The organism is Nocardiopsis sp. NPDC007018 (assembly GCF_040635075.1).
In the GTDB taxonomy this organism is placed as follows: domain Bacteria; phylum Actinomycetota; class Actinomycetes; order Streptosporangiales; family Streptosporangiaceae; genus Nocardiopsis.
The window spans coordinates 50,005-75,193 of sequence record NZ_JBEYHA010000010.1 but is presented as its reverse complement, the minus strand read 5'-3'; the positions used below and the strand labels follow the sequence as shown (position 1 = coordinate 75,193).

26 protein-coding genes are annotated in these 25,189 nt (G+C 70.5%); 5 read left to right on the top strand and 21 right to left on the bottom strand.

Annotated elements, in window-relative coordinates; all coding sequences use genetic code 11:
* Positions 1–74 precede the first annotated feature (74 nt).
* The 3 genes from ABZ635_RS07885 (at position 75) to ABZ635_RS07875 (ending at position 5,989) form a co-directional block, all read left to right on the top strand.
* Positions 75–1,550: a bifunctional cytidylyltransferase/SDR family oxidoreductase gene (locus ABZ635_RS07885; protein ID WP_357760596.1), complete on the top strand. Its 1,476-nt coding sequence runs from the start codon at positions 75–77 to the stop codon at positions 1,548–1,550.
* Complete coding sequence (locus tag ABZ635_RS07880; protein ID WP_357760593.1) at positions 1,547–3,562, top strand: glycerophosphotransferase; 2,016 nt, start codon at positions 1,547–1,549, stop codon at positions 3,560–3,562. The genes ABZ635_RS07885 and ABZ635_RS07880 overlap by 4 nt, the downstream gene beginning before the upstream one ends.
* Before the next feature lie 279 nt (positions 3,563–3,841).
* Positions 3,842–5,989, top strand: coding sequence for an acyltransferase family protein (locus tag ABZ635_RS07875; protein ID WP_357760591.1), 2,148 nt, complete (start codon positions 3,842–3,844; stop codon positions 5,987–5,989).
* Between the two features lie 18 nt (positions 5,990–6,007).
* Here ABZ635_RS07875 and ABZ635_RS07870 read toward each other — a convergent pair whose 3' ends face one another.
* The 3 genes from ABZ635_RS07870 to ABZ635_RS07860 all read right to left on the bottom strand — a co-directional run bounded on the left by ABZ635_RS07870 (position 6,008) and on the right by ABZ635_RS07860 (position 8,799).
* Positions 6,008–7,108: a DUF6716 putative glycosyltransferase gene (locus ABZ635_RS07870; protein WP_357760588.1), complete on the bottom strand. Its 1,101-nt coding sequence runs from the start codon at positions 7,106–7,108 to the stop codon at positions 6,008–6,010.
* Between the two features lie 143 nt (positions 7,109–7,251).
* Complete coding sequence (locus ABZ635_RS07865; protein WP_357760585.1) at positions 7,252–8,016, bottom strand: crotonase/enoyl-CoA hydratase family protein; 765 nt, start codon at positions 8,014–8,016, stop codon at positions 7,252–7,254.
* A gap of 9 nt (positions 8,017–8,025) precedes the next feature.
* Positions 8,026–8,799: an SDR family NAD(P)-dependent oxidoreductase gene (locus ABZ635_RS07860; RefSeq protein WP_357760582.1), complete on the bottom strand. Its 774-nt coding sequence runs from the start codon at positions 8,797–8,799 to the stop codon at positions 8,026–8,028.
* Between the two features lie 205 nt (positions 8,800–9,004).
* Between ABZ635_RS07860 and ABZ635_RS07855 the strand changes: the two genes are divergently transcribed.
* Entirely contained in the window at positions 9,005–9,601 is a 597-nt protein-coding gene (locus tag ABZ635_RS07855; protein WP_357760579.1) for a Uma2 family endonuclease, read from the top strand.
* A 1-nt stretch (position 9,602) separates the two neighbouring features.
* Here ABZ635_RS07855 and ABZ635_RS07850 read toward each other — a convergent pair whose 3' ends face one another.
* The 4 genes from ABZ635_RS07850 to rplM form a co-directional block, all read right to left on the bottom strand.
* The gene (locus ABZ635_RS07850; protein WP_357760576.1) at positions 9,603–10,631 is read right to left on the bottom strand and encodes an ROK family glucokinase; all 1,029 of its coding nucleotides are present in this window, start codon (positions 10,629–10,631) and stop codon (positions 9,603–9,605) included.
* Positions 10,632–10,786: 155 nt separating this feature from the next.
* On the bottom strand, positions 10,787–12,127 hold the full coding sequence (gene glmM, locus ABZ635_RS07845; RefSeq protein WP_357760573.1) for a phosphoglucosamine mutase: 1,341 nt from the start codon (positions 12,125–12,127) through the stop codon (positions 10,787–10,789).
* A 164-nt stretch (positions 12,128–12,291) separates the two neighbouring features.
* Positions 12,292–12,801 (bottom strand): 30S ribosomal protein S9, encoded by a 510-nt coding sequence (gene rpsI, locus ABZ635_RS07840; protein ID WP_357760570.1) that lies wholly within the window; start codon positions 12,799–12,801, stop codon positions 12,292–12,294.
* A 37-nt stretch (positions 12,802–12,838) separates the two neighbouring features.
* Positions 12,839–13,288: a 50S ribosomal protein L13 gene (rplM, locus tag ABZ635_RS07835; RefSeq protein ID WP_357760567.1), complete on the bottom strand. Its 450-nt coding sequence runs from the start codon at positions 13,286–13,288 to the stop codon at positions 12,839–12,841.
* A 1,337-nt stretch (positions 13,289–14,625) separates the two neighbouring features.
* Between rplM and ABZ635_RS07830 the strand changes: the two genes are divergently transcribed.
* Positions 14,626–15,687: a hypothetical protein gene (locus ABZ635_RS07830; RefSeq protein ID WP_357760564.1), complete on the top strand. Its 1,062-nt coding sequence runs from the start codon at positions 14,626–14,628 to the stop codon at positions 15,685–15,687.
* 81 nt (positions 15,688–15,768) lie between these two features.
* On the opposite strand, the gene truA is transcribed toward ABZ635_RS07830, so the two are convergent.
* From truA to rpsE, 14 genes are all read right to left on the bottom strand, one after another.
* The gene (gene truA, locus ABZ635_RS07825; protein WP_357760561.1) at positions 15,769–16,617 is read right to left on the bottom strand and encodes a tRNA pseudouridine(38-40) synthase TruA; all 849 of its coding nucleotides are present in this window, start codon (positions 16,615–16,617) and stop codon (positions 15,769–15,771) included.
* Positions 16,618–16,781: 164 nt separating this feature from the next.
* Entirely contained in the window at positions 16,782–17,246 is a 465-nt protein-coding gene (gene rplQ, locus ABZ635_RS07820) for a 50S ribosomal protein L17 (RefSeq protein WP_357760558.1), read from the bottom strand.
* A 65-nt stretch (positions 17,247–17,311) separates the two neighbouring features.
* Positions 17,312–18,334 (bottom strand): DNA-directed RNA polymerase subunit alpha, encoded by a 1,023-nt coding sequence (locus ABZ635_RS07815; protein ID WP_357760555.1) that lies wholly within the window; start codon positions 18,332–18,334, stop codon positions 17,312–17,314.
* Positions 18,335–18,516: 182 nt separating this feature from the next.
* A complete protein-coding gene (rpsK, locus tag ABZ635_RS07810; RefSeq protein ID WP_017542982.1) occupies positions 18,517–18,921 on the bottom strand; it encodes a 30S ribosomal protein S11 in 405 nt (134 codons plus the stop codon).
* 69 nt (positions 18,922–18,990) lie between these two features.
* On the bottom strand, positions 18,991–19,371 hold the full coding sequence (rpsM, locus tag ABZ635_RS07805) for a 30S ribosomal protein S13 (protein WP_017542983.1): 381 nt from the start codon (positions 19,369–19,371) through the stop codon (positions 18,991–18,993).
* Positions 19,372–19,590: 219 nt separating this feature from the next.
* Positions 19,591–19,704, bottom strand: coding sequence for a 50S ribosomal protein L36 (rpmJ, locus tag ABZ635_RS07800; RefSeq protein WP_082206327.1), 114 nt, complete (start codon positions 19,702–19,704; stop codon positions 19,591–19,593).
* A gap of 54 nt (positions 19,705–19,758) precedes the next feature.
* Positions 19,759–19,980 carry a translation initiation factor IF-1 gene (infA, locus tag ABZ635_RS07795; protein WP_017578623.1) on the bottom strand — a complete coding sequence of 74 codons (222 nt, stop codon included), beginning with the start codon at positions 19,978–19,980 and terminating at the stop codon, positions 19,759–19,761.
* 337 nt (positions 19,981–20,317) lie between these two features.
* Complete coding sequence (locus tag ABZ635_RS07790; protein WP_357760550.1) at positions 20,318–20,761, bottom strand: DUF1707 domain-containing protein; 444 nt, start codon at positions 20,759–20,761, stop codon at positions 20,318–20,320.
* Positions 20,762–20,844: 83 nt separating this feature from the next.
* Positions 20,845–21,666, bottom strand: coding sequence for a type I methionyl aminopeptidase (gene map / locus ABZ635_RS07785; RefSeq protein ID WP_357760547.1), 822 nt, complete (start codon positions 21,664–21,666; stop codon positions 20,845–20,847).
* Entirely contained in the window at positions 21,666–22,325 is a 660-nt protein-coding gene (locus ABZ635_RS07780) for an adenylate kinase (protein WP_357760545.1), read from the bottom strand. The genes map and ABZ635_RS07780 overlap by 1 nt, the downstream gene beginning before the upstream one ends.
* A complete protein-coding gene (secY, locus tag ABZ635_RS07775; protein ID WP_357760542.1) occupies positions 22,326–23,639 on the bottom strand; it encodes a preprotein translocase subunit SecY in 1,314 nt (437 codons plus the stop codon).
* A 280-nt stretch (positions 23,640–23,919) separates the two neighbouring features.
* Complete coding sequence (gene rplO, locus ABZ635_RS07770) at positions 23,920–24,384, bottom strand: 50S ribosomal protein L15 (protein ID WP_017542990.1); 465 nt, start codon at positions 24,382–24,384, stop codon at positions 23,920–23,922.
* Entirely contained in the window at positions 24,381–24,566 is a 186-nt protein-coding gene (gene rpmD / locus ABZ635_RS07765; RefSeq protein WP_017542991.1) for a 50S ribosomal protein L30, read from the bottom strand. Before rpmD ends, rplO begins: the two co-directional genes overlap by 4 nt.
* Positions 24,567–24,568: 2 nt before the next feature.
* Entirely contained in the window at positions 24,569–25,171 is a 603-nt protein-coding gene (gene rpsE / locus ABZ635_RS07760) for a 30S ribosomal protein S5 (RefSeq protein WP_017542992.1), read from the bottom strand.
* Between the last annotated feature and the right edge of the window lie 18 nt (positions 25,172–25,189).

Here is a 25,189-nt window from a genome sequence, read left to right as displayed (position 1 = left end):
GACGTGCCGCCACCGTGCACGTTGTTCCCCCAAGGTCGGGCACCGAGTTCCCACGAGTTCCACGGGAGACGAACTTGCCTGATATCACCGCCTCGCGCCCCAAGCCCGCGCCGGCCACCCGTACCGTGGCCGTGGTCCTGGCCGGAGGCAGCGGCCAGCGCATCGGCCTCGCCACGCCCAAACAGCTGCTCAAGATCGCCGGGAAGACGATCCTGGAGCACACGCTCACGGTCTTCGAGCAGGCGCGGGGCGTCGACGAGGTCATCGTGATGATGAACCCCGGGTTCGTCGCCGACGCGCAGAACATCGTCGACCGGGCCGGGCTGGCCAAGGTCACGCAGGTGATCCCCGGCGGCACCTCCCGCAACGCCACCACGCAGCTGGCCCTGGACGCGCTGGCGCACCTGCCCGCGCAAACCACCAACGTCCTCTTCCACGACGCGGTCCGGCCGATGCTCTCCCAGCGCGTGATCGACGACTGCGTCACCGCGCTCGACACCTTCGAGGCCGTGGACGTGGCCATTCCGTCCTCGGACACGATCATCGAGGTCGACGACGAGCTCATCACCGACGTCCCGACCCGGTCGCGGCTGCGCCGGGGGCAGACACCGCAGGCCTTCCGCCTCGCGACCATCCGCGACGCCTACACGCGCGCGTGGGAGGACCCCGACTTCGAGGCCACCGACGACTGCTCCGTCGTCCTGCGCTACTCCCCCGGCGTGCCGATCCACGTGGTCGCGGGCGAGGAGCAGAACATGAAGGTCACCCAGCCGGTGGACATCTTCATCGCGGACAAGCTCTTCCAGCTGGCCACCTCGTCGACCCCCGAGTTCTCCGAGGACGACTACGCCCGCGAGCTCGCCGGCAAGACCGTGGTGGTCTTCGGCGGCAGCTACGGGATCGGCGCCGGGGTCGCGGACCTCGCCGAGCTGCACGGGGCGCGGGTCTTCCGCTACTCCCGCAGCGCCACCCGCACCAACGTCGCCAACCCGGACGACGTGGCGGGCGCCCTGGAGCAGGCGCACTCCGCGACCGGACGCGTCGACTACGTGGTGAACACCGCCGGGGTCCTGCGCATCGGGCGGCTGGACCAGACCGACCCCGCCGAGGTGGAGGACACCCTGCGGGTCAACTACCTCGCGCCGGTGAACATCGCCCGCGCCGCGTTCCCGTACCTCAGACAGACCGGCGGCCAGCTGCTGCTGTACACGTCCAGCTCGTACACGCGCGGACGCGCCGAGTACAGCCTGTACTCCTCCACCAAGGCCGCCACCGTCAACCTCACCCAGGCGCTGGCCGACGAGTGGTCGGCGGACGGGGTGCGGATCAACTGCATCAACCCCGAGCGGACCCAGACCCCCATGCGCACGAAGGCGTTCGGCGAGGAGCCCGCCGGGAGCCTGCTCAGCTCCGACCAGGTCGCCCGCACCTCCGTGGACGTGCTGCTCTCCGACCTCACCGGCCACGTCGTCGACGTGCGCCGCGAGAGCCCCGCCCTGTCCCCGGCCGGCGCACGCGCCCAGGAGAAGGAACGGGAAGGGGCCAAGTGAAGAACTACCTCTCGCGGATCGGCCTGGACCGCACCGCGCTGGCCGTCCTCGGGATCATGGGCCTGACCTTCCTGCTCCAGGCGGTCGAGGTCGCCATGGCCCAGGTGTGGGTCTTCGGCCTGCTGGCGCTGGTCCTGTACGCCACCGAGTGGCTGGTGTCCCAGCGCGTCACCGTGCTCAACAAGGTCCTCAGCCGCATCCGGGTCGGGCTGACCGTGCGCACGCTGGCCCGCCAGGCGCTGGTGCTCGCGCTGTACGTCTCCATGGACGCGGTGGGCACCCCGGCCTACTGGTGGACGGCGGGCGGCGTGGCCGCGTTCTTCGTGCTCACCCTGGTGTACGACCTCGTCCGCCACCAGGTGTTCCGCCGGGCGCGGACGCCGGTCAAGACCCGCAACCTGGACCTGCCCGGGATCTCCATGCCGGAGATCCCCGCGCCGCTGCGCTCCCTGCCGATGAGCCGCGTCCTGCTGGCCGACCTCCCGCTCGTCCTGGGCGCGGTCGGCCACCTGGCGGGCGGCCCCGCCGCGCTGGCGGCGGCGGGAGCCTCGCTCACGGTGCTGCTCGCCCTGGGCGCCGTCCTGTTCGCGACCCCGGTGTTCCTGGCCCACCTGCGGGCGCCCTCCGACGAGGAGGTCATCGAGGGGGTCAACCGCGCGCTGCGCAAGACCCGGCCCGAGGTGGTCCTGTACTTCACCTTCGGTGTGGGCGAGCAGAACGCCGTCTACCAGGCGAACATGTGGTTGGACGCCCTGGAGAAGGCCGACCGGCGCGCCCTGGTGATCTTCCGCGAACGCGGGAACATGCCGCACTTGGAGCCGACGTCGCTGCCGGTGGTGTGCGTACCGCGCGCCGACGACCTGGCCGCCCTGGACCTGTCCGCGGTCCGGGTGGCGCTCTACCCGGGCAACACCGGCAAGAACATCCACCTGATCCAGCGCGCCGAGATCAAGCACGTGTTCGTCGGGCACGGCGACAGCGACAAGCTGCCCAGCAGCAACCGCGTGAGCCGCATCTTCGACGAGATCTGGGTGGCCGGCCGCGGCGGACGCGACCGCTACGAGCGGGTCCGGCACGCCATCGACGACCGCGACGTGGTCGAGGTGGGCCGCCCCCAGCTGGTGGCCGTCCAGGGGCACCGGCCGCCCGAGCGGCGCGCGGTACCCACCGTCCTCTACGCGCCCACCTGGGAGGGCGTGGACGACAACAACTACCTCACCTCGGCCGACACCGCCGGGCTCGAACTGGTCGAGCGCCTGGTCCGGGGGGCCGAGCCGGTCCGGGTGATCTACAAGCCGCACCCGCTGCTGGGGCGGCGGGCGCCGTCGGCCGGGGCCGCGCACCGCAGGATCATCGAACTGATCGAGGAGGCCAACGGCCGCCTGGACCCGGTCTCACCCGAGGCCGAGCGGGAGCTCGCCGCACTCCGGGAGCGCGTCGACGCCTTCCGGGAGAGCGCCGCCGAGCAGCACCTGACCGCCGAGGACCTGGTCGGCTACCGGGAGCTCCTCGACCGCTGGCACTCCCTGTACTGGGCCTCGTCCGGTCCGCTGCGCCACCACGTCGTCACGGGGACGGTGCCGTCGCTGTTCTCGTGCTTCAACGAGTCCGACGTGATGGTCAGCGACATCTCCAGCGTGGTCGCCGACTTCGTGGCCAGCGGGAAGCCCTACGCGATCGTGGAGATGCAGGGCACCGACGACGAGGAGTTCCGCCGCCAGTTCCCCTCCGCGGGCGCGGGTTACGTGCTGCGTCCCGGGCTGGCCGGGCTGGAGACCGTCCTGGCGGCGGCCCGCGAGCCGGTCGGCGACGAGCTGGCCGACCGCCGGGCGGTGCTCAAGCGGTACCTGCTGGGTCCGGACCACCCGGACTCGCTGACCCGTTTCAACGCGGCCGTGAACGACCTCTACGAGAGGGCGCTGCGGGACTTCCCCATCGGCGTCTTCGCGGAGCCGGTCCCGGCCGACCCCTTCCGGGGCCAGACCGGCACGCCGGTGTCCGTGGGCGACTGACCGGGGACGACCGACGACTCGGAAGGGGGCCCGCGCACACCGCGCGGGCCCCCTTCCGTGTGACCGCCCACACATGTCGTCCCTGCTCAGGGATACGCATTCACACAGATTTCATCTCGACTCGACAACAGCACACGTCCCTCACACGGGACACACCCCGATGCTGCTGATACTGGACCGGCAGGGCCTCTCCCTCAGCCCCACCACACTCCTGGTACACAGGCCGTCACTCCGACGGCCCGGCTGCCCCCTGCCCTCCTTCGAGCCCGAGGCAGACCCGTGTCCGTTCCCGCCCTGAATCGCGCCCCCGACGCCGTCACGACCCGCGTGACCGCCCCGGGGAGCCGTCGCCGCCCCGACATCGAAGGGCTGCGCGCCGTCGCCGCCCTGCTGATCGCCGTCTACCACATCTGGTTCGGCACGGTCTCCGGCGGTGTCGACGTCTTCCTGCTCCTCACCGGATTCCTCATCACGGGGTCCCTGGTCAGGGCGATGGAGCGCGACGGCCGCGTCGACCTCGCCGCCTTCTGGACCAAGTTGGTGAAGCGGCTCTTCCCCGCCGGGGCGGTGGTGCTCGGCGCCGTCCTGCTGATGGCGTACGCGTACTTCCCCCGCTCCCAGTGGACCACCGTCATCGACGACGTGTGGGCCGCGGCGCTCTACTACGGGAACTGGCACCTGGCGCTGGGCTCCGTCGACTACATGGCGGAGAACTCCGCGGCCAGCCCCGTCCAGCACTTCTGGTCCCTGGCGGTGCAGGGGCAGTTCTACCTGCTGTGGCCGCTCCTGGTCTGCGGGGCCGCGCTGCTCGCCGTCCGGCTGGGCCGGTCGGCGCGCCGGGGCGCGGCGGTGGCCGTGGGCACGGTGTTCGCCGTCTCGTTCGGCTACTCGCTGTGGATCACCGCGACCGCGCCGGTGTGGGCCTACTTCGACACCGGGGCCCGCTTGTGGGAGCTGGCCCTGGGCGGCCTCCTCGCCCTGTTCGTCCACCGGGTGGACCTGCCGGGGTGGGCGCGCACCGTCGCGGGGTGGGCCGGCCTGGCCGCGCTGGTGCTGTGCGGTCTCGTGATCGGCGACTCCCTGCCCTACCCGGGGTACGCCTCCCTGTGGCCCACCCTGGCCGCGCTGCTGATCATCCTGGCGGGCGCGGGCACGGCCGCCAACGGCAGGCTGTCCGCCAACCGCCTGTTGGGCGCGCGCCCGCTGACCTGGCTGGGCGGCCACGCCTACACCCTGTTCCTGTGGCACTGGCCGGTGCTGGTCCTGCACCTGGAGCTGACCGGCCTGGAGCGCCCCACCCCCGGCGGAGGCCTGCTGGTCCTGGGCGTGTCCTTCGCGGCGGCCCTGGCCACCAGCTGGATGGTGGACGGCGGCGTCAGCCGGGCGACACGACGGCTGCGCACCCCGGCGTGGTCCCTGGCCGCCGGGGTGCTCTTCGTGGTCCCGGTACTGGTCGCGGGCTCCCTGTGGGCGCAGTCGATCGAACGCGACCGGCAGCTGCGTACGGAACTCAGCTCGAACCCGCTCGCCTATCCGGGGGCGGCGGTCCACCTCGACCAGGACCTGGCCAGGAACCTGCCCTCCCTGCCCGTCTACCCGGACACGACCACGGTCGCCCGCGACACCATCGACCAGACCCGCGCGTGCAACGCCCTGATCGACCAGACCGAGGTGGTCACCTGCGAGTTCGGCGACCCGCGCTCCGACTACACGATCGCCCTCGTCGGCAGCTCCCACGTGCGGCACTGGTTCCAGGCGCTGGAGACCCTCGCCGACCAGCACGGGTGGCGGCTGGTCACGATGACCAAGAACGCCTGCCAGTTCAGTTCCGGCGAACAGCGGTACCGGGGCGAGGTCTTCACCGAGTGCGCCCAGTGGAACGACGGCGTCATGGCCGCCCTGGACGAGCTGGAGCCGGACACCGTCTTCACCCTGGCCTCGCTCACCAGCGTGCGCAGCGGCCCCGAGGAGCACGTCCCCGAGGGGTTCGTGGAGCGCTGGCGCCAGCTGGACGCACGGGGGATCGACGTCGTCGCGGTGCGCGACACACCCCGGTTCTCGTTCCGCGTCCCCGACTGCACCGACCGCAACCACCGCTCGGAGTGCTCCGAACCCGCGTCGCACTCGATGGCCGAACGGGCCCCCTACCTGGAGCTGGACGACGTCCCGGCCAACACCCGGTTCCTGGACATGACGGGCTACCTGTGCCAGGACGACGTCTGCCACGGGGTGATCGGGAACCAGCTGGTGTACTACGACACCAACCACTTCTCGTACTCGTTCTCGCAGTCGCTGGCCGCGGTCATGGAGCCGTACCTTCTGGAGGCGGCGGGCCGGGCGCCCGAGGCGGAGCTCACGCTGGCCGAGGCCGCCCTGTCCCCGGAGGAGGCCGCGGAGGCGGCGCGGGAGCACGACGGGAGTTCCTGAGCGCCCGAACCGAAGCCGTCAGCCGAGCTCGCCCCGCAGGCGGCGCAGGTGGAGGCCGCGCAGGCGGTCCACCCAGTCGTCGAGTTCGGGCGGGTGGAAGTGGTTCTGCTCGCCCCACTCCCGGCCGGGCCGCCGGAAGCGGGTGGCCCTCACGTCGGCCAGGGTGCCGAGCAGACCGCTGTCCTCGAAGACCGTGTTGCCCTGGCCCGGGCCCACCCCGAAGTCGGTGAGGACCAGGGTGGGCACCCGGTGCGCGAGGGCCTCCATCACCGCCGTGGACCCGACCGCGGCCAGTCCGCGCGCCCGGTCCAGCTGGTCGGACAGACGGCCGGAGCGGAACACCAGGACGTGGTCCTCCACGAGTTCGGCCCGGACCAGCGACCGCCAGGTCTCCACGAACGGGAGGCGGTCGCCCGGTTCGCGGCCCAGGTGGACCACGACCTCCAGGTCGGGGCGGTCCTCGGCCAGCTCGGTCAGGGCCAGCAGCACGTCGCGGCGCCCCCGCTCGGTGTCCGGCGCCCCCGGGTGGGCCGCGTACACCACACGGTCGCGCCGCGCGGCCCGGTCCGCGTCCGGGCGGCCCAGCGGAAGACTGCCCAGCCCCACCTCGCCCCGCACGCCCAGCCGCTCGCCCAGGTCGGCGTAGGCGGCGACCTCGCGCCGACTGTGCGCCACGAGCAGGTCGACCCGGGAGCGGTGCAGCCACTCCCCCTCCGAGGCGGGCAGGGACAGGCCGGGGAGCGCGGAGACCACCACCGGGCGGTACCGGCGCACGACGGACCCCAGGGAGCAGGAGAGCGTCTCCACCAGCGGCCCGGAACAGTTGAGCAGCACGACGTCGGGGCGGTGGCGCCGGACCAGGGCACGGACCTGGCGCGCGGTGAGCACCGGCACCCGCAGGCCCGCCTGGCGGCTGCCCTCGGTCTCGTCGCGGATGCGCGCCGGGGAGGGGGTCCGGTCGGTGCGGGCGACGGCGAGTCCGACGGTGGTACCGGCCCCGGAGAGCCGGTCGAGCATGGCGACGGTGAGGCCGACCCGCTCCGAGGAGTCGGCCACCGCCAGGATCGTGGGCGCCCCGACCCGGGTGGCGGGGCGGCTCCGAGTGGGAATGAGGGTCACGCGGCCGTCTCCTTGGCGCTCGGAAGGGAACACCAGGCTACACACGGAGAGTGACCACTCGGGAACACGTGGTGGGTTCACCGCCGGGCGACGCCGACGGCGGCCGCCCGGCTGGGACGGCCGCCGTCGGGGCCGGGTGGGCGCTACTCGCCCTTCCAGACCGGAGCGCGCTTCTCGGCGAAGGCGATCGCCCCCTCCATGGCGTCCTGGCTGACGAACACCGGACCCGCCAGCTCGTTCTGCCGCTCCCACATCTGGTCGCCGGACCAGTCGTCCGAGGCCTGGATGATCTCCTTGGAGACCTTCAGCGCCAGCGGACCGTTGGGCGTGATGCGGGCGGCCAGGGCCCGCGCCCCGTCCAGGGCGCCGCCGCTCTCGGTGAGCTGGTTGACCAGGCCCAGCTCGGCCAGGCGCCGCGCCCCGACGAAGTCGCCGGTCAGGGCGAACTCCATCGCGATGTTGCGCGGGATGCGGTGATGCAGGCGCAGCAGACCCCCGGCCCCCGCCACCAGGCCGCGCTTCACCTCGGGGATGCCGAACCGCGCGTCGTCGGCCGCCACGACCAGGTCGCAGGCGAGCACCGCCTCGAACCCGCCCGCGAGGGCGTACCCCTCGACCGCCGCGATCAGGGGCTTCTTCGGGCCGCGCTCGGCGAAACCGCCGAACCCGCGCCCCTCGACCACCGGGACCTCGCCCTTCATGAAGGCCTTGAGGTCCATCCCGGCGCAGAAGGTCCCGCCCGCGCCGGTGATGATGGCGACGTGCACGTCCTTGCGGGCGTCCACGTCGTCCAGGGCCTGGGCGATGCGCGTCGCGACCGCCGCGTTCACCGCGTTCTTCGCCTTGGGACGGTTGATGGTGATGACGGCGACGCCGTCCTCAGCCGTGTAGAGAACCTCGTCGGACACGGTGTCCTCCTACTTCGGGGGCATGCGGAGGCCGCCGTCGATCCGGACGACCTCGCCGTTGACGTAGCTGACCTCCAGCAGGGTCCGGGCCAGCTTGCCGAACTCGGCGGCGGTGCCCAGGCGCTTGGGGAAGGGGACCGGGGCGGCGAGGCGCTGCTTGAACTCCTCCGAGCCCGGGCCGTCGCCGTAGATGGGGGTCTCCAGGATGCCGGGGGCGATGGTGTTCACGGTGACGCCGATGGCCGCGAGGTCGCGCGCCGCCGGGAGGGTCATGCCGATCACGCCGCCCTTGGAGGAGGAGTAGGCGATCTGACCGATCTGACCTTCGATGCCCGCGAGGGAGGCGGTGTTGAGGATGGAGCCGCGCTCGCCGTCCTCGTTGACCGGTTCGGTCTTGGCGATCTCGGCCGCCGACAGACGCAGCACGTTGAAGGTGCCGATGAGGTTGACCTGGATGACCTTCTGGTAGCTGTCCAGGTCGTGGGGGTTGCCGTTCCGGTCCACCGTGCGGGTCGCCCAGCCGATCCCGGCGCAGGAGACCGCGACGCGGAAGGGCTTGCCGGTGTCGACGGCGGCCTGGACGGCGGCCTTGACCTGGTCCTCCTGGGAGACGTCGGTGGAGACGAAGACGCCACCGATCTCCTTGGCGACCGCCTCGCCGCGCTCGGCGTTGAGGTCGGCGACGACGACGGTGGCACCGGCGGAGGCGAGTTCCCTGGCGGTGGCCTCACCGAGGCCACTCGCGCCGCCCGAGACGAGGGCGGAGATTCCGTTGAGATCCATGGCCGCACTCTACAGAGAATGTGACCCGCGCACTAGAACCGGGTTCGGTTAATCATGGGTAACGCCTCTGACCAGTGCCCTTGGCACCCCAGTGGAGCGGGTATGAGGAAGGCACGCTACTTCTGTCGTCACTCAGCGCTACCTTCCTGTCATGCGGAGAACGGCGACACCAGGGTGGCCCCGGGAACCGACCCAGGAGGATTCGATGGCCGAGCCGCTCCCCGACTGGTTCCTCACCCCGCCCGGGGGCTGGACCGCAGATGACATGGACCGACTTCCCCCGGGAGCACCCCGGATGGAACTCATCGACGGAGCGCTCGTCTTGCTGTCCCCCCAGACCCGCTTTCACTCGCACGTCATGCGCCACCTGGCCAACGCTCTGGAGGAGGCGGCGCCGAAGAACGTCGACGTCATCGCGCGGATGACGATGAAGCTGGGCAGGTACCAGCGGCCCGAACCCGACATCCTCGTCTACGAGTTCGAGGAGGGGAAGGACGACCACCTCGACTGGTACCAGGCCACCCACGTCCCGCCCGAGGACGTGCTCATCGCGATCGAGATCGTCTCCCCGGAGTCGCGGGAGCGGGACCGCACCACCAAACCGACGAAGTACGCGGCAGCCGGAATCCCGCACTCCTGGCGGATCGAACCGGAGGAGACGGGACCCGCGATCCACGTGTACGAGCTCGACGGGGTCCGCGCCCCCCGCTACGTCCCCACCACCGTCGCCCGGGACCGGCTCACCCTGGACGTGCCCTTCCCCATCGACGTCGACGTGCGGGCGCTCACCCCCCGGCGCTGACTCACCACCGGGCCCTGCCCAGACGCGGCTGCCTGCGCCGCCTCCTCCCCCTCGGCAGGGCCTCCCGCGCGAGGTCGGCGGCGCCCACCAGCCCCGCCTGGTTGCCCAGGGCGGCGGCCACCACACGGGCCTCCGGCCGGTAGCCCCGGCCGGTCAACCCCCTGGCGAACGCGCTCCGGGCCGGGCCGAGCAACAGCTCGCCCACCTCGGACACGCCACCGCCGATCACGAACAGCTCCGGGTCGAAGGCGGCCGCCAGGTTGGCCAACCCCACCCCGAGCCAACCGCCCGCCTCCTCCAGGAGCTCCCGGCAGGCACGGTCCCCCTTGAGAGCCAACTCGCTCACCAGCGGACCGGTGATCAGCGCCGGCTCCCCGCCCACCGCCTGCCGCAGCGCCTCGGCCACCGGAGACCCGGCCGCGACCAGCTCCCGCGCCTCCCGGGTGAGCGCGTTACCGCTGGCGTACTGCTCCCAGCAGCCCCGGTTCCCGCACTCGCAACGGTGCCCGCCCGGCACCACCGTCATGTGACCGAACTCGCCCGCGATCCCGTAGCGGCCGCGCCGCAACTCCCCGCCCAGGACGACCGCGCCCCCGATTCCCGTCCCCAGGTTCACCACCACGACGTCGTCCACGCCGCGCGCGGCCCCCGCGCGCACCTCCGCCCAGGCCGAGGCGTTCGCGTCGTTCTCCACCACCACCGGCAGCCCCAGGCGCACCGACAGCGCGTCCCGGAGCGGCTCCTCACGCCACGACAGGTGCGGGGCGAACAACACCCGGGAGCGGCGCTCGTCCACGAACCCGGCCGCGCCCACGCCCACGGCCCGCACCCGGTACTCGCGCCGCAGCTCGGACACGACCGCCACGATCGTGTCCTCCACCACCGACGCGTTCCTGCTCCGGTCGGGAGTCTGTGTCCGCAGCCGCGCCAGCACCCTCCCGCCCGGTGTGACCACCCCGGCGGCGACCTTGGTCCCGCCGATGTCCACACCGATGGTCAGGGGGTGCCCGTACCGCCCGTCCGCCGCCATGCCCGCTCCACTCCGTCGTCCCAGGGCCGCGGGGCCCCGGTCGTCCGACCCTAGGGAGCGGCCCGCCCCGGGCCGCCCCACCACACCGCACACACACGAAAACGCGCACCCGGGCCACGGTGTGCCCGGATGCGCGCGCTCGTCGAAACGTCTCCCTAGCCGAGGGCGGAGCGCACCACGGCGGCGAGGCGCTCGGCCACCGCTGTGGCCTGCTCCTGCTCGGGGGCCTCCACCATCACGCGGACCTTCGGCTCGGTCCCGCTGGGCCGGATCAGCACCCGGCCGGTCTCGCCCAGCTCGGCCTCGGCCGCGCTGACGGCGGCGGCCAGCTCCTCGGACTCCGCCGCCCGCGACCGGTCCACGTCCGCGACGTTGATGAGCACCTGCGGGAGGCGGGTCATCACCTTGGCCAGCTCGGCCAGGCCCTGGCCCCGGTGTGCCATCGCGGCCAGCAGGTGCAGCCCCGTCAACAGGCCGTCGCCGGTGGTGGCGTGGTCCAGCAGGATCACGTGGCCGGACTGCTCGCCGCCCAGCCCGAACCCGGCGCGCTTCATCTCCTCCAGCACGTAGCGGTCGCCCACCGCCGTCTCCACCACGGTGACGCCCTCACGCGCCATCGCCAGCTTCAGACCGAGGTTGGACATGACCGTCACCACGAGGGTGTCCTTCGCCAGGCGCCCGGCCTCCTTGGCCTCCGTGGCCAGGATCGCGAGGATCTGGTCCCCGTCCACCACGTTGCCCTCGGAGTCCACCGCCAGGCAGCGGTCGGCGTCGCCGTCGTTGGCGATACCGGCGTCCGCGCCGTGCAGCCGCACCGCCTCCTGGAGCGCGCCGAGGCTGGTGGAACCGCAGCCCTGGTTGATGTTGTGGCCGTCCGGCCGGTCGCCGATCGCGATGACTTCGGCGCCCGCCCGGCGCAGCGCCTCGGGCGCGACCGTGCTGGCGGCGCCGTGGGCGCAGTCCATGACGACCTTGAGCCCGTCCAGGCGGTGCGGGAGCGAGTCCAGCACGTGCCGGGTGTACAGCTCGGCTCCGTCGTGGGACTCGGTGACCCGGCCGACAGCGTCGCCCACGGCGGGGGTCGACGGCACGCCGAGCATGCCCTCGATCTCCTCCTCCAGGGCGTCCTCCAGCTTCTGGCCGCCCCGCGCGAAGAACTTGATGCCGTTGTCCGGAGCCGGGTTGTGGCTCGCCGAGAGCATGACGCCGAAGTCGGCGCCCAGGGTCCCGGTGAGGTAGGCGACGGCCGGGGTCGGCAGCACGCCGACCCTGACGACGTCCACGCCGGTGCTGGCCAGACCCGCGACGACCGCGGCCTCCAGGAACTCTCCGGACGCCCGGGGATCGCGGCCGACCACCGCGAGCGGACGCCGCCCCCCGTCGGCGGCGCGCGTCAGCACCCGCGCCGCGGCGATGGACAGTTCCAGGGTGAGAGAAGCGGTCAGGTCGCGTCCCGCGAGACCGCGTACGCCGTCGGTTCCGAACAGCCGAGCCACAGGCGACAGCCCCTTTCGAAAGCGGTGCCGGAGAGAGCCGGCACCGGTGAAGTTCAGCGTGGCGGAGAAAGCCACCGAAAAAACAGCGAGCCCGCACGCCGTTCCCGACAGAGGGAACGGCGTACGGGCGAAAGCTCAGCCGAGCGGAAGCCGGCGCATGAGCATTAGCGCTTGGAGAACTGCGGAGCCTTGCGCGCCTTCTTGAGACCGGCCTTCTTCCGCTCGACCTCGCGGTCGTCACGGGTGAGGAAGCCGGCCTTCTTCAGGGTGGGGCGGTTGTTCTCGGCGTCCAGGGAGGCCAGGGCACGGGCGATGCCGTGACGCAGGGCTCCGGCCTGGCCGCTGGTGCCGCCGCCGTCCAGACGGGCGGAGACGTCGTAGGCGCCGTCGAATCCGAGGGAGACGAAGGGGTCCTTGACGGTCTGCTGGTGGACCTTGTCCGGGAAGTAGACGTCAAGCGGCTTGCCGTTGATCTTCCACTCGCCCGTACCGGGGGCGATGCGGACGCGGGCGACGGCCTGCTTACGACGACCGGTACCGGCGCTGGGGCCGGAGGCGGTGGGAACGTAGGCGGCGGTCGTCTCGTCCGACTCGCTCGTGTACTCGGAGGGGAACTCCTCCGGGTTCTCGGCGATTTCCTGCTCGACGGCTTCGATGCCGGTGGGCTCGGCCACGGTTATCCTCGTGCTTCCTGTGAAAGTCTGCGAACGCCTAGGCGGGCTGCTCGATCTTCTTCATTTCGAACGGAACCGGCTGCTGGGCCTGGTGCGGGTGCTCCGCACCGGCGTACACCTTGAGCTTCTTGCCCATCTGACGGCCGAGGGAGCCCTTGGGGAGCATGCCCTTGACAGCCTTCTCGATGGCCCGCTCGGGGTTCTTCTCCAGCAGGTCGGCGTACGCGATCGAACGCAGACCGCCGGGGTAACCGGAGTGCCGGTAGGCACGCTTCTGGTCCAGCTTCTTACCGGTCAGCGCGACCTTCTCGGCGTTCACGACGATGACGAAGTCGCCGGTGTCGATGTGGGGCGCGTAGTAGGGCTTGTGCTTGCCCCGAAGCAGCGTGGCGACCTGGCTCGCCATACGCCCGAGCACGAGATCGGTAGCGTCGACAACGTGCCACTGACGCTGGACATCGTTTGGTTTGGGGCTGTATGTGCGCACGATCGTTCGCCTTCGCTCTTCCAGTCGGCTGCCCCATCCCGAACGGGATGGTGGACTCGTATTACGGAACACCCCTACGGGTGCGGGGCCGAACAGCCGCCGCGGGTGCGGGGCTGTTACGTGGCCGGATGTCCCATGTCCAATCAGGACGACCCGGTCGTGAGTGCGCAGACGATGGTGCGTGGATCGGCACCCAGCTTCGGGAGTTTGGGGCCCACGGCAACTCAACGCACAACGACGAAATATCCTACCTGTCCACCCTAACGCAGGTCAAAGAGCGCGTAGGGCCGACCGATGGGATACGTCTGGCGGGAAAGCGCCGGGACGGGTTCACATCCGTGACCTCTCCGCCTTTTATTATGCCTGTCGCCGGGAGTGCTTCGTCCTGCTCTCGCCCGCGCGTTGGTTACCCTTGCACCAAAAGGCCGGTATCCGCCCGGTACCACGGGCGGCGACCCGCACCTTGGAGACGCCCGTCACGATCGCCGAACGTCCGCTGACGCAGTACGGAAGCCACAACGCGGACACAGGCCAGGGTCCCGGCGAACCGCGGCCCAGTCCCACCCTCAGAGCCTTCGGAGACTCCCATCAGCACCCATCCGAACCCGCCTCAGTACGGCCCAGACGGACGACCTCTCCAGCCGGAGGCAGGCGACGGTCGGGACCTGCTCGGGGCGCCCTCCCAGCCCGAGGGCCAGCATTCCACATCCGGACCGCAGTGGCCGCACGCCACACCTGCCGCGGCCCCCTCCGGGCCGCAGTTCCCGCCGCACGCCGGGCCGAGCGGCCCGCAGGCGCCCCCGCCCGCGCCGGGCCTCCCCCCGCACGGCCAGTTCCCGCAGCCGCCCCGGGGAGCTACGGCGCCACAGGGTGTTCCCGGTGCGCACAGCGGTCCCCAGTTCCCGCCGCACGCCGGGCCGAGCGGCCCGCAGGCTCCGCAGACGCACGTCGGGCCGCCCCGTGGCGGCCTCCCGCCCGGAGCGCCGGGCGGACCCACCGGCGGCCACCCCGGAATGGGACATCTCACTCAGAGCGGGCCCAACGCGGCGCCCGGAGTGCCGCAGGGCGCCGTTCCCCCGGGCGGCCCCCAGGGACCCGCAGCGGTGCCCGGCAGGCCGGGCACCGGACCGCAGGCGCCCGGGCCGACCCCTCCCGGGCAGCCCCGACCCGGACAGCCGCATCCCGGGCAGACGCTTCCCCCCGGAGCGCCCCGGCCCCACCCCGGGCAGGGCGCCCCGCCGCCTCCGCTCACCCAGGGCCGCCCGCCCCAGCCGCCGACCGGTCCGCACCCGGGCCAGGCCGGTCCTCCTCCCGGCCATCCCGGGAGCGGCGCCCAGGTGCCGCCCGGCGGCCCCCAGGCCATGCCCACCGGCGGTCAGCCGTCGATGCGCGGCCCGATCCCTCCCCCGCCGAACGCGCTGCCGCCCGGCGGCCCCGGGACACTCCCCGGCGGCCCCGGTCCCCAGCCGCACGGCGGTCCGGGCGCCCCCGGCGTGCCCCCGCACGGAGCGCCCTCCTACCCGGCGGCGCCGACCGAGCCGCCCCGGCCCGCCGAGGAACCGGTCTTCCCGCCCGACGCCATGGGCGCGACCCAGAACCTGCGCGCCGTCCCCGCCGCGCCCGCGGGCAACGCCCGGCCGCTCTACCGGGACGAGGTGCCCGAGGACGCCGGAGCCGACACGGCCCAGTTCGACGTCCAGAGCGTGCGTGACGAGTACGACGACTACGACGACTACGACGACCGGGCCCCGCGCAGGCGCCCCCGGAGCCAGCTCATCCTCCTGGGCGCGGGCTTCGTCGCCCTGCTCGCCATCGCGGGCGGCGGCGCCTTCTACTTCGGGTTCGGTTCCGGCGGCTCCGGCTCTCCGGTCGCCGACGAGGACGCCGACTCCGGGTCCCTGGCGCCCGACGGACTCTTCCCCGAGGAGATCGAGATCGAGGGCCAAGGCACGTTCAGCCGCGTGGCCGTCGACGACACCGAGGACTGCGCCACCGGTACCCACGGCGACTACGGCACGGTCCTGGCCGACAACGACTGCCGACAGCTGGTGCGCGCCTCGTACCTGAGCGAGGACCAGAACCGGGCGGTCACGGTCGGGATCGCCGCCATGCCCAGCGACTCCGAGGCCGAGACGGCCCTGGGCGCGCAGGACCTGGTCGGCGCCGAGTGGTTCGCGGGCCTGCCCGGCGAGGAGGGCACCCCCGCCGAGCGCCTGGGCTACTCCGGCGGCCACGGCAGCAGCGGTCAGTGGGGCCGCTACCTCCTCTTCTCCCTGTCCGCCAACAGCGACGGCAGCGACGAGGAGACCGAGGACGGCTCCGACGCCACCGAGCTGCGCGACATCGGCGAGGGGTTCATCGAGAACGTCCACCAGGCGCTGGCCGACGACCGCGCCTGACAACGGCCGCCGCGCACGCGAACGGCGCCGCCCCCGGTCCACGGTCCGTGGTCGGGGGCGGCGCCGTTCCGCTTCGGCGGACTACTCCGCGTGGCCCTTGCAGGGCAGCTCGCGGACCCGCCGGGTGAGGCTCGCCCGGCCCGCCAGCTCCTCGTCCGCCGGATAGCGCACCTCCTCCAGGCTCAACCCCTGGGGGCCCACCACCTGGACCGACGAGTCGCGCACGGCGGCGCCCAGGACCCGACCCGGCCAGTCGACACCGCGCCGCCCGTCCCCCACCGTCACGAGAGCGCCCACGAGAGCGCGCACCATGTTGTGGCAGAACGCGTCGGCCTGGATCGTCCCGGCGATCAGGTGCTCGTCCTCCCGCACCCACTCCAGACGCAGCAGTTCCCGGATGGTGGTGGCGCCCTCACGCTTCTTGCAGAAGGCGGCGAAGTCGTGCTCACCGAGCAGCAGCGCGGCGGCCTCGTTCATCCGGTCGACGTCCACCGGGTGCCGGTGCCAGAGCACGTCGCGGCGGCGCAGCGGCTCCACGCCGTAGGGGGCGTCGCTGATCCGGTAGACGTACCTGCGGAACAGGGGCGAGAAGCGCGCGTCGAACCCCGGCGGCGCCACCCGGACACTGTTGACCCGCACATCCCCGGGCAGCACGCCGGCGAGCCTGCGCAGCACCCGCTCCCCCTCGGCCTCCCAGGTCGCCAGCGGCACGTCCACCTGCGCCACCTGGCCGCGCGCGTGCACACCCGCGTCGGTGCGCCCGGCGCACGTCACCGAGGCCGACGGCAGCCGCAGCACCTTCGCCAGCGCGGACTCCAGTTCACCCTGGACCGTTCGCCGGGTCGGCTGGGCCGCCCACCCGGAGAAGTCCGTGCCGTCGTAGGCGATGTCCAATCGCAGCCGGACGGTGGTCGTCTCGTTCTCGTCCATCCCCACCCCGCATCCGGGCGCACCCCCGTGGACGCGCCCCGGCCACCCCGGGGTCGCCGCGGCGACCCGGGTGACCCCGTGAAAAGAGAAGTGCCCGACCCCCGCGAGGGTCGGGCACTCGGCGAGCCTGGTACGCGGGCCCCTTGGCCCTGCGCACGGCAGCCCTACTTGCTCTCGGAGCTCTCCTCGGTGGCCTCGGGGGCCTCCGTGGCGGTGTCCTCGGCCGTGGCGGTCTCCTCGACGGGAGCGGCGGCCGGAGCGGCGGGAGCGTTCAGCGCCTCGACCAGCTCGATGACGGCCATCGGGGCGTTGTCGCCCTTGCGCGGACCGATCTTGGTGATACGGGTGTAGCCACCGGGACGGTTCTCGTAGCGCGGGCCGATCTCGGTGAAGAGCTCGTGCACCACGGACTTGTCCGTGATCTTGGTCAGCACCTGACGGCGGGCGTGCAGGTCACCGCGCTTGCCCAGCGTGATGAGCTTCTCGGCGTACGGACGCAGGCGCTTGGCCTTGGCCTCCGTGGTGCGGATACGGCCGTGCTGGAACAGCGAGGTGGCGAGGTTCGCCAGGATGTGCCGCTCGTGAGCGGGCCCGGAACCCAGACGGGCGCCCTTGGTAGGCGTGGGCATGGTGTCGTTCTCCTAGTGATGCGGTCCACGGCCGCACTCGGCCGGGGACCTTGGGGCGACGAAGGTTAGTACTGCTCCGTCTCGACGAAGGACTCACCCTCGTCGTCCTCGGAGCCGTAGGAGTCGGCCGCGGTGCTGGGGTCGAATCCGGGCGGGGAGTCCTTCAGGGACAGGCCCATGTCGATGAGCTTCTGCTTGACCTCATCGATGGACTTGGCACCGAAGTTGCGGATGTCCAACAGGTCCTGCTCGGAGCGGGCAACCAGCTCACCAACGCTGTGGATGCCCTCACGCTTGAGGCAGTTGTAGGACCGGACCGTGAGGTTGAGGTCCTCGATCGGCAGCGCCAGGTCCGCCGCGAGCGCGGCGTCCGTGGGCGACGGGCCCATGTCGATGCCCTCGGCGTCGACGTTGAGCTCACGCGCCAGACCGAACAGCTCGACCAGGGTCTTGCCCGCGCTGGCCACGGCGTCACGGGGACGGATGGCCGGCTTGGTCTCGATGTCGACGATCAGGCGGTCGAAGTCGGTGCGCTGCTCGACTCGGGTGGCCTCGACCTTGTAGGTCACACGCAGCACCGGCGAGTAGATGGAGTCGATCGGGATGCGACCGATCTCCTGCCCCTGCTGCTTGTTCTGCGTCGCCGAGACGTAACCGCGGCCGCGCTCGACCGTCAGCTCCATCTCCAGCTTGCCCTTGCTGTTCAGCGTGGCGATGTGCAGGTCGGGGTTGTGCACCTCGACACCGGCCGGCGGAGCGATGTCCGCGGCGGTCACCACACCGGGGCCCTGCTTGCGCAGGTACATCAGCACCGGCTCGTCGTGCTCGGAGCTGACGACCAGACCCTTGAGGTTGAGGATCATCTCGGTGACGTCCTCCTTGACCCCGGGCACGGTGGTGAACTCGTGCTCGACGCCCTCGATGCGGATGCTGGTGACAGCCGCACCGGGGATGGAGGACAGCAGCGTACGTCGGAGAGAGTTACCGATCGTGTAGCCGAAACCCGGCTCCAGCGGCTCGATGACAAACCTCGAACGCAGGTCCGAGACGACTTCCTCGGTGAGCGTGGGACGCTGTGCGATCAACATGGTCCGTGACTTCCCTTCCACATGGCCGCCCGCTATTTGACGGCCACCGGACGGACACCACCGGAAGCGGTGGCGTCCCCTGTTCGGATTCCTACCCGGTCCGCGCCGCTTCCCCACAGGGAGCGGCGGCGGACCACATCGCGGGGTGCCCGCGCGGTAGGAGGCGCGGGCACCGGTGCCGATCAGACGCGGCGGCGCTTCGGCGGACGGCAGCCGTTGTGCGGAACCGGGGTGACGTCCTGGATGGAGCCCACCTCGAGGCCGGTCGCCTGGAGCGAACGGATGGCGGTCTCCCGGCCGGAACCCGGGCCCTTCACGAAGACGTCGACCTTGCGGACGCCGTGCTCCTGGGCACGGCGGGCCGCGGCCTCGGCGGCCATCTGCGCGGCGTAGGGGGTGGACTTACGCGACCCCTTGAAGCCGACCTGACCCGAGCTGGCCCAGGCGATCACCGCACCGGTCGGGTCGGTGATGCTCACGATCGTGTTGTTGAACGTGCTCTTGATGTGAGCGTGCCCGTGGGCGATGTTCTTCTTTTCCTTGCGGCGCACCTTGCGCGCGGCACCCTGACGGCCCTTAGGCGGCATGAGCGAAACTCCCAGAGATCATCGGTCCGTGTGTATCTTCTCGGACGCGGTTGACAGGTCCGAGGCGGACTACTTCTTGCCGGCCTTCTTCTTGCCGGCCACGGTCTTCTTCTTGCCCTTGCGGGTGCGGGCGTTGGTCTGCGTGCGCTGACCGCGGACCGGAAGGCCACGACGGTGGCGAATGCCCTGGTAGCTGCCGATCTCCATCTTGCGACGGATGTCGGCCTGGACCTCGCGACGCAGGTCACCCTCGACCTGGTAGTTGGCGTCGATCCACTCGCGCAGCTTGACCAGGTCCTCTTCGGACAGCTGGTAGACGCGGGTGTTCCCGTCGACACCGGTGTTCTTCAGGGTTTCGAGGGCGCGCGTGCGGCCAACCCCGAAAACGTACGTGAGAGCGATCTCCACCCGCTTGTCGCGGGGGAGGTCAACGCCGGCAATACGTGCCATGTGGGCGAGACTCCATCCATGCATATGCGGAGGTCTGACCCGTTCCCTCCTCTCGTCGCCCAATCGACGAGGCCCCGGCCTCCGACCGGGGGTTCTCCCCCGCGCGTCCTGGACGGCGGGAGATCGGAACAGGTATTCGTTGTTTCACGTGCCCGGCGGGGAGCTGTTCTCCCTACCGGGTCCTCGCTGTGCGGAAGCCGCGGCGAGCGAGCCGGGGTGTTAGCCCTGGCGCTGCTTGTGACGCGGGTCCGAGCAAATGACCATGATCCGTCGGTTACGACGGATCACGCGGCACTTCGCGCAGATCTTCTTCACGCTCGGCTTGACCTTCATGGTGACTCCGAACTCATCACATCACCAGTCTTGGGCCGTGCGGCCCCTGACGGGCTACTTGTAGCGGTAAACGATGCGCCCGCGCGTGAGGTCGTACGGGCTCAGCTCCACGACGACGCGGTCGTCGGGGAGAATACGGATGTAGTTCATCCGCATCTTGCCGCTGATGTGGGCAAGGACCGTGTGCTTGTTGTCGAGCTCTACCTTGAACATAGCGTTGGGTAGCGACTCGACAACGGAACCCTCGATCTCGATGGCGCCGTCTTTCTTCGCCATGTCCTCCACGCCTCGCTCATCGATTGGTTGATCATGACAACCCGACGCGACCCCAGTGGCCTCGCATGACACGAGAGCCCGAACGACCGGAGAGATCCTGGTCGTTTGAGCCTGAACACACTGGAAGCTCGGGCCAACTGCGAGAGAGCGTACGTCGAGTGGAATGACGTGGCACAAAGAAGGCAGACTGACCCAACAGCCCGCGTATGGGCTTTGACAGTCTATCCCCTCCGGGCAAGTACTCCTAACCGAAGGGCACAGAACCCTACACCGTCCGCCCCTCGGGCAGAACAGGTGTGCGGGCCGTTCCGTTCCCGGCCCGGTTCCCGGCTCCGGATCAGTCCTCGCCCTGGCCGCGCTGGGCGGCGAGGACACCGAAGGTCACCACGGACATCATGATCCCCCACGGGCCCAGGACCCACAGGAACCACGGGTAGTCGGCCCCGGTCGTGAAGAAGAGGATCATCCAGATGAAGAAGCAGAGGGCGTTGACCCCGCCGTAGAGGACCCACGGCACCATCAGCGCCGGGTCGCGCAACCGCAGCGGTGGGACAGCGGCGTCCGCCAGCGGCGCGCGGCCCACGTCGGCCAGGTCGCGCTCGGGCAGGTCCCGGGTCACCAGGGCCAGCTCCTCCACGGTCCTGGACCGGTACGCCTGGCTGAGGCGCTCGGTGAACTCCTCGTGGTCCAGCCGCCCCTGGGCGAAGTGCTCCTGGAGCAGGCCCGCCACGCGGTCGCGCTCCGAGTCGGACGTTCGTATCGACGGCACCGGGTCGGACACTGCGCGCACCTCGCCTCTCGTGGGTGGTCGCCGCCCCCGCCGCTCCGGCCGGTGGCCGGAGGGGTCCGGGGACGTGCCCGCCGTCACCAGGTCGGCTGGACGAGCCCCATCTGAGTGATTTTATCGCGGTTCGACTCGCGTGCGGTCAGCACCATCGGACCGTCCGCCGTGATCGCGACGGTGTGCTCGAAGTGCGCGGAACGGCCGCCGTCGCGGGTGACGACGGTCCAGCCGTCGTCCAGCTCCTCCACGTCGTGCCGACCACTCGTGGTCATCGGCTCGATCGCCAGGCACATGCCCTCGACGAGCTTCTGACCACGGCCCTTCTTGCCGTAGTTGAGCACGTGCGGGTCCATGTGCATCTGGGTGCCGATACCGTGGCCGCCGTACTCGCGCACGTTGCCGTAGCCGTGGGCGGCGATGTGGCCGCCGATCGCGAACCCGATGTCGCCCAGGCGGCCGCCCGGACGCATCTGCGCGATCCCCCGCCACATGGACTCCTCGCACACCTCCATCATCGCGAGGTCCTCGGGCCGGGCCTGGCCGACCGCGATGGTCACCGCGGAGTCGCCGTGCCAGCCGTCCAGGATGGCACCGCAGTCGATGGAGATGATGTCGCCGTCGGCCAGGACGCGCTCGGCGCTCGGGATACCGTGCACGACCTCCTCGTTCACCGAGGCGCAGATCGAACCGGGAAAGCCGTGGTACCCCTTGAAGGAGGGGATGGCCCCGGCGTCCCGGATGACCTTCTCGGCCACGGCGTCGAGTTCGAGGGTGGACACTCCGGGCCGCACCGCGGCCCGGAGGGTGTCCAGGGCGCGGGCCACGACCTGGCCCGCCGCCCGCATCTTCGCGATCTGTTCTGGCGTCTTGATCTGCACACCGGAGTCGCCTCTGGGAGACATCAGCGACCCGACCGCTTCTCCTCGATGGCGGCCTTCGCGCGAGCCGTCACCTCCGCCACGGGGCCCGTGGCGGCGATGGTGGCCAGCAGGCCCTCACCCGAGTAGAACTCGACCAGCGGCGCGGTCTGCTCGCGGTAGACCTTGAGCCGGTGCCGGATGGTCTCCTCGCGGTCGTCCTCGCGCTGGTACAGCTCCGCGCCCTCCACGTCACACTTGCCCGCCACCTCGGGGGCGTCGTACTCGACGTGGTACACACGGCCGCACTCGGGGCAGGAACGACGGCCCGAGAGGCGCTTGACGACCTCCTCCTCGTCGACCCGCAGCTCCAGGACGACGTCCAGCCCGGTGCCGAGGTCGGCCAGCATGCCCTTGAGCGTCTCCGCCTGGGGGACGTTGCGGGGGAACCCGTCGAGCAGGAAACCGTCCTTCGCGTCCCCCTGGGCCAGCCGGTCCTTGACCATGGCGTTCGTGACCTCGTCGGGGACGAGGTCACCACGGTCCATGAACTCCTTGGCCTTCTTGCCGAGTTCCGTACCACCGCTGACGTTGGCCCGGAAGATGTCACCGGTGGACACCTTCGGGATCGACAGCTCTTCCGCGAGGATCTGGGCCTGGGTGCCCTTACCGGCCCCAGGCGGCCCCACCAATACTGCACGCATTTATCGCAGAAAACCTTCGTAGTTCCTCTGCTGGAGGTGACTCTCGATCTGCTTCACCGTGTCCAGCCCGACACCCACCATGATCAGGATGCTCGTCCCGCCGAAGGGGAAGTTCATGTCGGCACCGGTGGCGCCGAGAGCGACCATGGGCAGGAGAGCGATCACACCCAGGTACAGCGATCCGGGGGTCGTCAGACGAGTCAGGACGAAGTCCAGGTACTCGGCGGTCGGACGCCCAGGTCGGATACCCGGGATGAACCCACCGTACTTCTTCATGTTGTCGGCGACTTCAGTGGGGTTGAACGTGATGGCCACGTAGAAGAACGCGAAGCCGACGATCATGACGAAGAACGTCGCCATGTAGACGGGGTGAGTGCCCGTGAGGAAGTAGGTCTGGAAGAACTGGGCCACCGGATGGGTGGAGTCCTGCCCGATCAGACCGACGACCAGCTGCGGGAGGTACAGCAGCGAGGAGGCGAAGATCACGGGGATGATGCCCGCCTGGTTGACCTTCAGGGGGATGTAGGTCGAGCTGCCGCCGTACATGCGACGACCCACCATGCGCTTCGCGTACTGCACCGGGATGCGGCGCTGCGCCTGCTCCATGAACACCACGGCGGTGATCAGAGCCAGACCGGCGACGCAGATGATGATGAAGATCCAGACCGACCGCTCCTCGTACAGACCCATGATCGAGGAGGGGAACATCGCGATGACCTGGGTGAAGATCAGCAGCGACATACCGTTGCCGACACCGCGCTCGGTGATCAGCTCACCCATCCACATGATGATCGCGGTACCCGCGGTCATCACGAAGACGATCGTCACCATGGTGAGGATGTCCTGGTTGGGCATGTAGACCGACGGGTCGATCGAGTTCTGGAAGAGGGCGCCCGTGCGGGCCATGGCCACGATGGAGGTGGCCTGGAGCACGGCGAGCATGAGGGTGAGATAGCGGGTGTACTGCGTGATCTTGCTCTGCCCGGCCTGGCCCTCCTTCTTGAGGGCCTCCAACCGGGGGATCACCACAGTGAGGAGGTTGATGATGATGCTCGCGGTGATGTACGGCATGACCCCGAGCGCGAACACCGCCAGTTGAAGCAGCGCGCCGCCGCTGAACAGGTTCACCAGCGCGTAGACACCGGACTGGTCCTGCGCGGTGATGAAGTCCATCTGGTCCCTGATCGCCGCCGAGTCGATGCCCGGTGCGGGAATCACCGAACCCAGCCGGAACAGCGTCAGGATGAACAGTGTGAACAGCAGCTTATTGCGCAGGTCGGGCGTGCGGAATGCACGAACGAACGCACCTAGCACGTCTCCTCCTGCGCGGCTTCGGCGGCGGAACGGGTTCCAGACATCGCGGCCGATCCTGAATCGTCGTAGAACGTCAGCACCGGGCTGGTCGCCCGGTGCTCGGAAGTACTCACATTACGTCAAGCGGGGAGCTCAAACAGATGGCACTGTAACAGTCATCACCTGACGCGAGGTGTCGTGAGGCATAACGATCAACACTCACAACACGTGAGGGCGCCCGCCAACAGGACCTTTCGGACCTGCCGGGCGGGCGCCCCCAGTACGCATCGTAGGGAAACCCCTACAGCTCGGTGACAGTGCCACCGGCAGCGGTGATCTTCTCCTTCGCCGAGCCGGAGAACGCGTTGGCGCTCACCTGCACGGCGACGGTGATCTCACCCGTACCCAGCACCTTGACGAGCTGGTTCTTGCGAACCGCGCCCTTGGCGACCAGGCCCTCGACGGTGACCTCGCCACCCTCGGGGTAGAGCTCGCTCAGCTTGTCCAGATTGACGACCTGGTAGGTCGTCTTGAACCGGGCGTTGCTGAAGCCCTTGAGCTTCGGAATCCGGCGGATGAGGGGCATCTGCCCACCCTCGAAGCCGGGACGAACGGTGTTACGAGCCTTGGTGCCCTTGGTACCGCGACCAGCGGTCTTACCCTTGGAAGCCTCGCCGCGACCCTTGCGGATCTTGGCCTTGTTGCTCCCCGGGGCGGGACGCAGGTGGTGCAGCTTGAGCAGCTCGTCGGGGTTGTAGTCGCTCATTCTGCGACCTCCTCGACAGTGACGAGGTGCGAGACGATCGTGATCTGCCCGCGAACCTCAGGGCGGTCCTCGCGGACGGTGGACTTACCGATCCGACCCAGGCCCAGCGACTGGAGAGCAGCGTGCTGCTTCACCTTGCCGCCGATCTTGGAGCGGGTCTGCGTGATCTTGATCTTGGCCATGATCAGGCTCCTGCCTTCGCCTCAGAGCGAGCGCGCAGCATGGCAGCCGGGGCCACATCCTCGATCGGCAGACCACGGCGGGCCGCGATCTCCTCGGGCTGGTTGAGACCCTTGAGCGCCGCCACCGTGGCGTGCACGATGTTCAGCGGGTTGGACGAACCGAGCGACTTGCTCAGGACGTCGTGGATGCCGGCGCACTCCAGGACGGCGCGCACGGGGCCACCGGCGATCACACCGGTACCCGGAGCGGCCGGACGGAGCAGGACGACGCCAGCGGCTTCCTCGCCCTGGACCCGGTGCACGATGGTGCCCTGGATGCGGGGGACGCGGAAGAAGTTCCTCTTCGCGGCCTCCACGCCCTTGGCGATCGCGGCCGGAACTTCCTTGGCCTTGCCGTAACCGACACCCACCATGCCGTTGCCGTCACCGACGACGACGAGCGCGGTGAAGGAGAAGCGACGGCCGCCCTTGACGACCTTCGCGACCCGGTTGATGGTCACGACCTTCTCGATGTAGGAGACACCCTTGTCTGCGGCGCCGCCGCGGCGATCGTCACGGCGATCACGCCGCTCGCCACCGGCGCCGCGCCGCGGTGCTGCAGCCATCAGTGGTTCCTCTTCTCG

Coding starts and splice junctions, on each gene's coding strand:
- ABZ635_RS07860 (WP_357760582.1), bottom strand. CDS start 8,799: ATGGATCTCAACGGAATCTCCGCCCTCGTCTCGGGCGGCGCGAGTGGC.
- ABZ635_RS07855 (WP_357760579.1), top strand. CDS start 9,005: ATGGCCGAGCCGCTCCCCGACTGGTTCCTCACCCCGCCCGGGGGCTGG.
- ABZ635_RS07850 (WP_357760576.1), bottom strand. CDS start 10,631: ATGGCGGCGGACGGGCGGTACGGGCACCCCCTGACCATCGGTGTGGAC.
- truA (WP_357760561.1), bottom strand. CDS start 16,617: ATGGACGAGAACGAGACGACCACCGTCCGGCTGCGATTGGACATCGCC.
- rplQ (WP_357760558.1), bottom strand. CDS start 17,246: ATGCCCACGCCTACCAAGGGCGCCCGTCTGGGTTCCGGGCCCGCTCAC.
- ABZ635_RS07815 (WP_357760555.1), bottom strand. CDS start 18,334: ATGTTGATCGCACAGCGTCCCACGCTCACCGAGGAAGTCGTCTCGGAC.
- rpsK (WP_017542982.1), bottom strand. CDS start 18,921: ATGCCGCCTAAGGGCCGTCAGGGTGCCGCGCGCAAGGTGCGCCGCAAG.
- rpsM (WP_017542983.1), bottom strand. CDS start 19,371: ATGGCACGTATTGCCGGCGTTGACCTCCCCCGCGACAAGCGGGTGGAG.
- rpmJ (WP_082206327.1), bottom strand. CDS start 19,704: ATGAAGGTCAAGCCGAGCGTGAAGAAGATCTGCGCGAAGTGCCGCGTG.
- infA (WP_017578623.1), bottom strand. CDS start 19,980: ATGGCGAAGAAAGACGGCGCCATCGAGATCGAGGGTTCCGTTGTCGAG.
- map (WP_357760547.1), bottom strand. CDS start 21,666: ATGTCTCCCAGAGGCGACTCCGGTGTGCAGATCAAGACGCCAGAACAG.
- ABZ635_RS07780 (WP_357760545.1), bottom strand. CDS start 22,325: ATGCGTGCAGTATTGGTGGGGCCGCCTGGGGCCGGTAAGGGCACCCAG.
- rplO (WP_017542990.1), bottom strand. CDS start 24,384: ATGAGCGACTACAACCCCGACGAGCTGCTCAAGCTGCACCACCTGCGT.
- rpmD (WP_017542991.1), bottom strand. CDS start 24,566: ATGGCCAAGATCAAGATCACGCAGACCCGCTCCAAGATCGGCGGCAAG.
- rpsE (WP_017542992.1), bottom strand. CDS start 25,171: ATGGCTGCAGCACCGCGGCGCGGCGCCGGTGGCGAGCGGCGTGATCGC.